Source organism: Mesorhizobium sp. M7A.F.Ca.AU.001.01.1.1 (assembly GCF_004022735.1).
GTDB lineage: Bacteria > Pseudomonadota > Alphaproteobacteria > Rhizobiales > Rhizobiaceae > Mesorhizobium > Mesorhizobium ciceri.
Genome location: NZ_RZPF01000767.1, coordinates 1 through 2932, shown reverse-complemented (window position 1 = coordinate 2932; position 2932 = coordinate 1). Strand labels below are relative to the sequence as shown.

Here is a 2932-nt window from a genome sequence, read left to right as displayed (position 1 = left end):
AATCGACCCCAGCAGCGCGCCGACACCGACCGTCTCGCCTTCCTTGACGGTGATCTCACCCAGCGTGCCGGCGGCGGCGGCAGGCACCTCCACCGTCACCTTGTCGGTCTCGAGCTCGACCAGCGGTTCATCGGCGGCGATTGTATCGCCAACCTTCTTGAACCATTTGCCGACGGTCGCTTCAGTGACGGATTCGCCGAGAGTGGGAACGCGGATTTCGGTAGCCATTGTGCCTGTCCGTTTTCTTTCGGTTCTGTTGTTCGCCCAGATCTTCTCTATTCACCAAGCGCGTCTTCGAGCAAGGCGGCGAGCTGGGCGAGATGCTTCGACATCAGTCCGGTCGCCGGCGAGGCGGCGGCCGGACGGCCGGTGTAGCGCACCCGCTGATGCTTGGCGTCGATATGCGCCAGCACCCATTCCAGATACGGGTCGATGAACGACCAGGCGCCCATGTTCTTGGGCTCCTCCTGGCACCACACCATCTCGGCATTGCGGAACCGCGACAGTTCGGTGATCAGCGCCTTGGCCGGGAACGGGTAAAGCTGCTCGACGCGCAGCAGATAGATGTCGTTGATGCCGCGCTTCTCGCGCTCCTCATAGAGGTCGTAATAGACCTTGCCCGAACACAGCACGACGCGGCGGATCTTGGAATCCTTGACCAGCTTGATCGCTTGTCCGGAAAGCAGCTGCGCATCGTCCCACAGCAACCGGTGGAACGAGCTTTCGCCCGAAATTTCCGGCAGCGTCGACACCGCGCGCTTGTGGCGCAGCAGCGACTTCGGCGTCATCAGAATCAGCGGCTTGCGGAAGTCGCGCTTCAGCTGCCGGCGCAATATGTGGAAGTAGTTGGCCGGCGTGGTGCAGTTGGCGACTTGCATGTTGTCTTCGGCGCAAAGCTGCAGGAAGCGTTCGAGCCGGGCCGAGGAATGTTCCGGACCCTGGCCTTCATAGCCATGCGGCAAGAGGCAGACGAGGCCCGACATTCTGAGCCACTTGCGTTCGCCTGACGAGATGAACTGGTCGAACACCACCTGGGCGCCGTTGGCGAAGTCGCCGAACTGCGCTTCCCACAAGGTCAACGCCTTTGGCTCGGCCAGGCTGTAGCCGTATTCGAAGCCCAGAACCGCCTCTTCCGACAGCATCGAGTTGATGACTTCGTAGCCGGCCTGAGCCGCCGACAGATTGTTGAGCGGGATGTAGCGGGTCTCGTCGCGCTGGTCGTAGAGCACGGAATGGCGCTGCGAGAAGGTGCCGCGTTCGGAATCCTGCCCCGACAGGCGGATCGGATTGCCGTCGAGCAGGATGGCGCCGAAGGCCAGCGCCTCGGCCGTCGACCAGTCGATGCCTTCGCCGGACTCGATCGCCTGGCGGCGGTTTTCGAGGAAGCGGATGATCGTCTTGTGCGCCTCGAAGTCCTTCGGCACCTCGGTCAGCTTCCTGCCGATTTCCTTCAGTGTCTTGACCGGCACGGCGGTCTTGCCGCGCCGCTGTTCGTCCTGGTTGTCGGCAGTGCGCAGGCCCGACCAGGCGCCGTCGAGCCAGTCAGCCTTGTTGGGCTTGTAGTGCTGGCCGACTTCCCATTCGGATTCCAGATGCGCCCGCCAGTCGGCTTTCAACTGGTCGAGCTCGGCCTGGGTGAGGTGACCCTCGGCGATCAGCCGGTCGCCATAGATCTGCACCGTCGTCTTGTGGTTGCGGATGTTGCGGTACATGATCGGCTGGGTGAAGGCCGGTTCGTCGCCCTCATTGTGGCCGAAGCGGCGATAGCAGAACATATCGACCACAACAGGCTTGAAAAACTTCATGCGAAACTCGATCGCCACCTTGGTGGCGTGCACCACGGCTTCCGGGTCGTCGCCATTGACGTGGAAGATCGGTGCTTCGATCATCTTGGCGACGTCGGACGGATAGGGCGAGGAGCGCGAAAAGCGCGGGTTGGTGGTGAAACCAATCTGGTTGTTGATGATGAAATGCAGCGTGCCGGCGACGCGGTGGCCGCGCAGGCCGGACAGGCCGAGGATCTCGGCGATCACGCCCTGACCGGCGAAGGCGGCATCGCCATGCAGCAAGAGCGGCAGCACCTTGGCGCGCTCTTCCAGCGGCACGATTTCCTCGCGGCTGCGGCCGAACAGATAATCCTGCTTGGCGCGCGCCTTGCCCATCACCACCGGATCGACGATTTCCAGATGCGAGGGGTTGGCGGTCAAGGACAGATGCACCTTGTTGCCGTCGAACTCGCGGTCCGACGAGGCGCCGAGATGGTACTTGACGTCGCCCGAGCCTTCGACCTCATCGGGTGCCGCAGAGCCGCCCTTGAACTCGTGGAAGATGGCGCGGTGCGGCTTGGCCATCACCTGGGAGAGCACGTTCAGCCGGCCGCGATGCGCCATGCCGAGCACGATTTCCTTCATGCCGAGCTGGCCGCCGCGCTTGACGATCTGCTCCAGCGCCGGGATCAGCGCCTCACTGCCATCGAGGCCGAAGCGCTTGGTGCCCTTGTACTTGACGTCGATGAACTGCTCGAAGCCTTCAGCCTCGACCAGCTTCTGCAGGATCGCCTTCTTGCCGGCGGCGGTGAAGGTGATCTCCTTGTCGGCACCCTCGATGCGCGCCTGGATCCAGGCCTTTTCCTCAGGGTCGGAAATATGCATGAACTCGACGCCGAGCGTGGAGCAATAGGTGCGGGTCAGGATTTCCAGCATCTGCCGGATGCTGCCGAATTCAAGCCCCAGCACATTGTCGAGGAAGATCGGCCGGTCGTAATCGGCTTCGGTGAAGCCGTAGTTTTCCGGCGACAGCTCGTTGTAATCCTCGAGCGGCTTGGCGATGCCGAGCGGATCGAGATTGGCGTGCAGATGGCCGCGCATGCGGTAGGCGCGGATCATCATGATGGCGCGCACCGAATCGCGCGTCGCCTGGCGCACGTCGGCGT

General features: G+C 62.8%; 2 protein-coding genes. Both read right to left on the bottom strand.

Translation table 11 applies throughout. From position 1 onward, the window contains the following. On the bottom strand, positions 1-228 hold a 228-nt coding region (locus tag EN884_RS31440; RefSeq protein WP_348632996.1), incomplete at its 3' end, for a biotin/lipoyl-containing protein. 47 nt (positions 229-275) lie between these two features. Further along, positions 276-2932, bottom strand: a 2657-nt coding sequence (locus EN884_RS31435) for a 2-oxoglutarate dehydrogenase E1 component (protein WP_128360952.1), incomplete at its 5' end; no start/stop codon positions are given.